The sequence below is a fragment of the Enterobacter sp. PP-008-ECC_S150 genome (assembly GCF_045257065.1).
Taxonomy (GTDB): domain Bacteria; phylum Pseudomonadota; class Gammaproteobacteria; order Enterobacterales; family Enterobacteriaceae; genus Enterobacter; species Enterobacter chengduensis.
In genome coordinates this window covers 113,481-120,690 of record NZ_JBJHHG010000009.1, presented here as the reverse complement: position 1 = coordinate 120,690, position 7,210 = coordinate 113,481, and the positions used below count along the sequence as shown (strand labels likewise).

Genomic DNA, 7,210 nt, shown 5'->3' with positions numbered 1-7,210 from the left:
ATGGTGCATCCGGGAGGATTCGAACCTCCGACCGCTCGGTTCGTAGCCGAGTACTCTATCCAGCTGAGCTACGGATGCATCGGGATTTGCTACTGTACTGCTCGAAACTCACATCATTCTAAAGCAATATGAAGTAATAAATGGTGCATCCGGGAGGATTCGAACCTCCGACCGCTCGGTTCGTAGCCGAGTACTCTATCCAGCTGAGCTACGGATGCATCGGGATTTACTACTGTACTGCTCGATATTCATATCACTTCGAAAGCAATATGAAGTAATAGATGGTGCATCCGGGAGGATTCGAACCTCCGACCGCTCGGTTCGTAGCCGAGTACTCTATCCAGCTGAGCTACGGATGCAAAATGGCGGTGAGGCGGGGATTCGAACCCCGGATGCAGCTTTTGACCGCATACTCCCTTAGCAGGGGAGCGCCTTCAGCCTCTCGGCCACCTCACCACACAACGCCTCTTTCGAGTGCTTCGAGTAACTCGTTAAGAGCTTCTCGTCGCTGCGTGGCGCATATATTACTTTCTGGGACTTATAAGTCAAACAATTTTCCAAAAGCTTTTATCGTTTGCACAAATCACACGCAATTCGCATGTAAAAGCCGCAAAGAGGGTGTTTTATAAGCGGATTTTGCAGCGTTCTTCGCAAAAAACGTATGCAGAAAAGAGGGGATTGGGACGAGTTAAGGATGTTGGGCTGGTCAAAAAGAGAGCGATTGAAATGAAACGGTAACGTTGAGCAGGAAAAATGACAGGAGGGTTGCGTCTCGCCCGACAGCGAGACGCGACAATATCAGTAACTGGACTGCTGGGATTTTTCAGCCTGGATACGCTGGTAGATCTCTTCACGGTGGACAGATACTTCTTTAGGAGCGTTAACACCAATACGTACCTGGTTACCCTTTACCCCTAAAACTGTCACGGTGACCTCATCCCCAATCATGAGGGTCTCACCAACTCGACGAGTCAGAATCAGCATTCTTTGCTCCTTGAAAGATTAAAAGAGTCGGGTCTCTTGTATCCCGGCATTATCCATCATATAACGCCAAAAAGTAAGCGATGACAAACACGTAATGTGTAAGCAGTCACGGCATCACATTCTGTTAAACGTAAGTTTAGCCGATATACACAAACTCAACCTGACTTTATCGTTATCGATAGCGCAGTGAACAAGACGCCATAACGTTACCGCTATGGCGTCTGCTTGTGCTTTGTAGTTATTACAGTTTCGCGCTTACCCAGCTTTCAACGCTGGCCAATGCCGCTGGAAGTGCCGCCGCATCCGTACCACCGGCTTGCGCCATGTCCGGACGACCGCCACCCTTGCCGCCCACCTGCTGGGCGACCATACCAATCAGTTCCCCTGCTTTTACGCGGTCGGTCACATCCTTAGAGACGCCCGCAATCAGAGAAACCTTACCTTCTGCCACCGTCGCCAGCACGATAACGGTAGAACCAAGCTGGTTCTTGAGATCGTCGACCATAGTACGCAGCATCTTAGGCTCCACGCCCGCCAGATCGCTGACCAGCAGTTTGACGCCCTTAATGTCTACAGCCTTGCTGGAGAGGTTTGCACTCTCCTGCGCCGCAGCCTGCTCTTTCAGCTGCTGGAGCTCTTTTTCCAGCTGGCGGGTGCGATCCAGCGCAACGCGCACTTTCTCGCCCAGGTTCTGGCTATCACCCTTCAGCAGCTGCGCGATGTCGTGCAGCTGATCGCTCTGCGCATGCAGGCTGGCAATCGCACCTTCACCGGTTACCGCTTCAATACGACGCACGCCAGCCGCCGTCCCCGATTCGGAAACGATGCGGAACAGGCCGATATCACCGGTGCGCGAGGCGTGCGTACCGCCGCACAGCTCGGTGGAGAAGTCACCCATGCTCAGTACGCGCACACGTTCGTCATATTTCTCGCCGAACAGCGCCATCGCACCTTTTTTCTTCGCGTCCTCGAGATCCATGATATGGGTCTCGATTGGCAGGTTACGTCGGATCTGGGCGTTAACCAGATCTTCCACCGCACGGATTTCCGACGGTTTCATCGCTTCAAAATGCGAGAAGTCGAAGCGCAGCACTTTGTCGTTAACCAGAGAACCTTTCTGTGCAACGTGGGTGCCCAGCACGTCGCGCAGGGCAGCGTGCATCAGGTGGGTTGCAGAGTGGTTAAGACGAATGCGCGCGCGGCGAGCTTCATCCACGTTCGCCTGGACGCCCTCGCCCACTTTCAGAGAACCGGAAACCAGTTTGCCCTGGTGACCAATCGCCTGACCGTATTTCTGGGTGTCGCTGACGGTGAAGCTAAAACCATTACCTTTCAGTTCGCCTTTATCGCCAACCTGACCGCCGGATTCCGCATAGAACGGCGTTTTGTCCAGAATGACAACCGCATCCTGACCGGCGCTGATGCTGTCCACGGCTTTACCGTCAACAAACAGAGCGGTCACTTTGCCGGTCAGCTCCAGCGCCTCATAGCCTTTGAACTCTGACGCGCTGTCAACGCGGATCATCGCGTTGTAGTCTGCACCGAAACCGCTGGATTCGCGCGCACGACGGCGCTGCTCTTCCATCGCGGCTTCGAAGCCCGCCTCGTCAACTTTGATGTTGCGCTCGCGGCAAACGTCCGCCGTCAGGTCAACCGGGAAGCCGTAGGTGTCGTACAGGCGGAAAGCGGTTTCGCCATCCAGCGTGTCGCCCTTAAGTTTTGCCAGCTCCTCGTCAAGCAGGGCCAGGCCGCGCTCCAGCGTACGGGCAAACTGCTCTTCTTCGGTTTTCAGAACCTGCTCTACCTGCGCCTGCTGGCGTTTCAGCTCATCACCGGCAGCACCCATCACGCCAATCAGTGGCCCAACGAGCTTATAGAAGAAGGTATCCTTCGCGCCCAGCATGTTGCCGTGACGGATGGCACGGCGAATGATACGACGCAGCACGTAGCCACGGTTTTCATTCGACGGGATAACGCCGTCGGCAATCAGGAACGCACAGGAACGAATGTGGTCCGCGATAACGCGCAGCGATTTGTTGTTCAGATCGGTCGCGCCGGTCACTTCGGCAACGGCTTTGATCAGGGTGCTGAACAGGTCAATCTCATAGTTAGAGTTAACGTGCTGCAGTACCGCGGCAATACGCTCCAGACCCATACCGGTATCAACGGAAGGCTTCGGCAGCGGCTCCATCGTACCGTCGGCCTGACGGTTGAACTGCATGAAGACGATGTTCCAGATCTCAATGTAGCGATCGCCGTCTTCTTCCGGGCTGCCTGGAGGACCGCCCCAGATGTGGTCGCCGTGATCGTAGAAGATCTCGGTGCACGGACCGCAAGGACCGGTATCGCCCATCTGCCAGAAGTTGTCAGACGCGTATGGCGCGCCTTTGTTATCACCGATGCGAATAATGCGCTCGCGCGGGATCCCGACTTCTTTTTCCCAGATTTCGTAGGCTTCGTCATCGGTTTCATAGACGGTAACCCACAGACGCTCTTTCGGCAGGTTGAACCAGTTTTCACCGGTCAGCAGTTCCCACGCATATTGAATGGCATCGTGTTTGAAGTAGTCGCCGAAGCTGAAGTTACCCAGCATTTCGAAGAACGTGTGGTGACGCGCGGTGTAACCGACGTTTTCCAGATCGTTGTGTTTACCGCCCGCACGCACGCAACGCTGTGAGGTTGTGGCGCGGGAATAATTACGCTTGTCGAGACCAAGGAACACATCCTTGAACTGGTTCATCCCGGCGTTGGTAAACAGCAGAGTCGGGTCGTTGTTCGGTACCAGGGAGCTGCTGGCAACAACCTGGTGTCCCTTACTATGGAAAAAATCGAGAAACGCCTGACGGATCTCAGCGGTGCTCTTGCTCATAATTATCCTGAAATCAAGCTAACGAAATGTCGCAGCCAGCCTGTCTCGGTAAACCGTTGGACAGACCAGCTACTGAAAAAGTGGGAATAAGATAAGTTTTCTTTGGAGGGAAGTAAAATCCCGCATGCGTTCAATCGGCAAAATTGCGCCAGATATCCTGAATATCTTCCATCAGGAAGCCGCGGTAGAGCAAAAAGCGCTGGATTTTGACTTTATCTGAAAAATCGCGCGGCAGCGGTTCGCCGTACTTACGAATCGCCTGCTCTTTCGCCCGTTCGCACCAGTCAACGTCGCATTCACGCATCGCTTTTTCAATCGACTCCCTGGCCACGCCTTTCTGGTTCAGCTCCTGGCGAATGCGCGCAGGCCCGTAGCCTTTACGGCTGCGGCTGGCAAGAAAGCGGGCGGCAAAACGCTCGTCATCAAGGTAATGATGTTCATAGCACCAGGCAATCACGCGGTCATAATCTTCCGCAGCGGCATCAATCTCTTCCGGCCCGTTTTTGCTCATTACCGGAGCCGACAGTTTTCGCCGCAGCTCCTGTTCACTGTGGTCGCGAACGGCCAGGATGCGCACCGCGCGGTCCAGCAAGCGCGCATACGCGGGTCGACGTGTTGTCGGTTCACTCATAAAAAACCTGCTGATTCAGAAATGCAAAAAGGGCCGCATCAGCAGCCCTTCATTTTTAAACGAGAGACTTAGAAGTCTTCGTTGGTTTCTTCAGCATCCGCAGCATCCACTACGAAATCAGGTTTGGAGTCCTGGTTGTTCAGCAGAAGCTCACGCACCTTCTTCTCGATCTCTTTCGCTGCAGCCGGGTTCTCTTTCAGCCAGGAAATGGCATTCGCTTTACCCTGACCAATTTTGTCGCCGTTATAGCTGTACCAGGCGCCCGCTTTTTCAATCAGCTTCTCTTTCACGCCCAGGTCAACCAGCTCGCCGTAGAAGTTAATCCCTTCACCGTAGAGGATCTGGAATTCAGCCTGTTTGAACGGCGCGGCGATTTTGTTCTTCACAACCTTCACGCGGGTCTCGCTACCCACCACGTTCTCACCCTCTTTTACCGCACCGATACGGCGGATATCCAGACGGACAGAAGCGTAGAATTTCAGTGCGTTACCACCAGTCGTGGTTTCCGGGTTACCGAACATCACACCAATTTTCATACGGATCTGGTTGATGAAGATCAGCAGCGTGTTGGACTGCTTCAGGTTACCCGCCAGCTTACGCATCGCCTGGCTCATCATACGTGCCGCGAGGCCCATGTGAGAGTCGCCGATTTCGCCTTCGATTTCCGCTTTTGGCGTCAGTGCGGCAACGGAGTCGACCACGATAACGTCAACGGCACCCGAGCGCGCCAGCGCGTCACAAATTTCCAGCGCCTGCTCACCGGTGTCCGGCTGAGAACACAGCAGATTGTCGATGTCCACGCCCAGTTTACGCGCATAAACAGGGTCCAGCGCGTGCTCGGCATCGATAAACGCACAGGTTTTACCTTCGCGCTGTGCCGCAGCAATCACCTGCAGCGTCAGGGTGGTTTTACCGGAGGACTCTGGCCCGTAGATCTCTACGATACGGCCCATTGGCAGACCGCCCGCGCCCAGCGCGATATCCAGAGAAAGCGAACCGGTGGAGATCGTTTCCACATCCATGGTACGGTCTTCACCCAGGCGCATGATGGAGCCTTTACCGAATTGCTTTTCGATCTGGCCCAGTGCTGCCGCCAACGCTTTCTGTTTGTTTTCGTCGATAGCCATTATTACTCCTGTCATGCCGGGAGAAGCGACTGTGCTTCACCGTGGATTTCTGTTCTGTTGGTGCAATTATACTGTATAGTCATACAGTATCAAGTATTTTGTAGAAATTGTTGCCAGAGCGTTTTTAACGCATATTCCGTTGCCTGACGACGCACGCTTTCACGATCGCCGCTAAAGCATTCCCGCCGGGTAATGCCTTCACCTTTTGAGGTGGCAAAGCCAAACCAGACGGTGCCGACCGGCTTCACGTCGCTGCCGCCGTCCGGGCCCGCAATGCCGCTAATGGAAATCGCGTAATCTGCACGCGCCTCTTTGAGCGCACCAATCGCCATCTCGATAACGACCGGCTCGCTGACCGCGCCGTGCTGTTCCAGCGTGGATTCGCGTACGCCAATCATCTGCGCTTTAGCTTCGTTACTGTAGGTCACAAAGCCGCGCTCAAACCAGGCGGAGCTGCCGGCAATATCGGTAATCGCCTTCGCCACCCAGCCGCCGGTGCAGGACTCCGCGGTGGTGATTGTCGCGCCACGCTGCTTAAGGGCAAGGCCAACGATCTCGCTAAGCTGCATCAATTCATGGTCAGTCATTCTCGCTCCAGGCATCAGAAAAACGTGCTGCACAAGATAGCACTTTCTCGTCAGATGTGGGGATGCGCTTCAGGTTTTACGAGGGGGCTTCAGAAAAAAGCCGGTACGGGTGCACCGGCTGCGGAAGGTTATTTCATGCTGTCGGCAAGCGTATTCACATTGTGACGGAACGCCTTAACGTAGGTGTCGGCCACCCCGCCCTTTGCCGACAGGGCTTCCGGGTAAAGTTCGCCCCCGGGCTGTGCGCCTGTCGCCGACGCAATTTGTTTCACCAGACGCGGGTCGAGCTGGTTTTCCATAAACCAGGTTTTCACGCCGTCGGCTTTAATCTGATTGATAATCTCCGCCACCTGCGCCGCACTCGCCTCGCTCTCTGACGAGAGCCCCTGCGGCGCCATAAACGTCACGCCATAGGCGCGGCTGAAGTAGCCGAACGCGTCATGGCTGGTCAGCACGTTACGCTTTTTCTGCGGGATCTGGCTAAAGCGCGTTCTGGCCCAGCCGTCCAGCTGCGTCAGCTGCGCGATATACGGCTTACCTGACGCCTCCAGCGCCGCTTTGTCCTCCGGGTCCGCTTTCACCAGCCCGTTCAGAATATTTTTCGCATACAGCGCCCCGTTTGCCGCGCTGTTCCACGCGTGCGGGTCGGTCACGGTCTTGCCATCTTCCTCAAGCGTATGGGTTTTCACCCCGGCTGAGGCGACGACCAGCTGTCCTTTGAACCCGGAAGCTTTCACCAGACGGTCAAGCCAGCCCTCCAGCCCCAGGCCGTTGACCACCACCACGTCAGCCTTGCTCAGCGCCGCGCTGTCTTTCGGCGACGGCTCGAAGGTGTGCGGATCGCCGTCCGGCCCGACCAGCGTCGTCACCTTCACATGATCACCGCCGACCTCCTGCGTGATGTCCCCCAGTATCGAAAAGCTGGTGACCACATTCAGCGTTTTCGCCATTACGCCGTGCGACATCATCCCCAGCGCGAGCGCCACTGCTAACCCTGTACGTTTCATCGTTT

At 55.3% G+C, this 7,210-nt stretch carries 6 protein-coding genes and 4 tRNA genes; all 10 read right to left on the bottom strand.

From position 1 onward, the window contains the following. Position 1: 1 nt before the first annotated feature. A tRNA-Arg gene (locus ACJBF3_RS12025) sits at positions 2 to 78 on the bottom strand. 63 nt (positions 79 to 141) lie between these two features. Beyond that, a tRNA-Arg gene (locus ACJBF3_RS12020) sits at positions 142 to 218 on the bottom strand. 64 nt (positions 219 to 282) lie between these two features. Further along, positions 283 to 359, bottom strand: a tRNA-Arg gene (locus ACJBF3_RS12015). A gap of 4 nt (positions 360 to 363) precedes the next feature. After that, positions 364 to 456 (bottom strand) — tRNA-Ser (locus ACJBF3_RS12010). Between the two features lie 342 nt (positions 457 to 798). Next, the gene (gene csrA, locus ACJBF3_RS12005) at positions 799 to 984 is read right to left on the bottom strand and encodes a carbon storage regulator CsrA (RefSeq protein ID WP_000906486.1); all 186 of its coding nucleotides are present in this window, start codon (positions 982 to 984) and stop codon (positions 799 to 801) included. Between the two features lie 241 nt (positions 985 to 1,225). Continuing rightward, positions 1,226 to 3,853 (bottom strand): alanine--tRNA ligase, encoded by a 2,628-nt coding sequence (alaS, locus tag ACJBF3_RS12000; RefSeq protein WP_045330704.1) that lies wholly within the window; start codon positions 3,851 to 3,853, stop codon positions 1,226 to 1,228. A 130-nt stretch (positions 3,854 to 3,983) separates the two neighbouring features. Next, positions 3,984 to 4,484 carry a recombination regulator RecX gene (gene recX / locus ACJBF3_RS11995; protein ID WP_045330702.1) on the bottom strand — a complete coding sequence of 167 codons (501 nt, stop codon included), beginning with the start codon at positions 4,482 to 4,484 and terminating at the stop codon, positions 3,984 to 3,986. A gap of 68 nt (positions 4,485 to 4,552) precedes the next feature. Next, positions 4,553 to 5,611, bottom strand: a complete 1,059-nt coding sequence (gene recA, locus ACJBF3_RS11990; protein WP_008499546.1) for a recombinase RecA — start codon at positions 5,609 to 5,611, stop codon at positions 4,553 to 4,555. A gap of 89 nt (positions 5,612 to 5,700) precedes the next feature. Continuing rightward, entirely contained in the window at positions 5,701 to 6,198 is a 498-nt protein-coding gene (gene pncC / locus ACJBF3_RS11985) for a nicotinamide-nucleotide amidase (protein ID WP_032643004.1), read from the bottom strand. 128 nt (positions 6,199 to 6,326) lie between these two features. Continuing rightward, positions 6,327 to 7,205, bottom strand: a complete 879-nt coding sequence (locus tag ACJBF3_RS11980) for a metal ABC transporter substrate-binding protein (protein ID WP_045330700.1) — start codon at positions 7,203 to 7,205, stop codon at positions 6,327 to 6,329. Between the last annotated feature and the right edge of the window lie 5 nt (positions 7,206 to 7,210).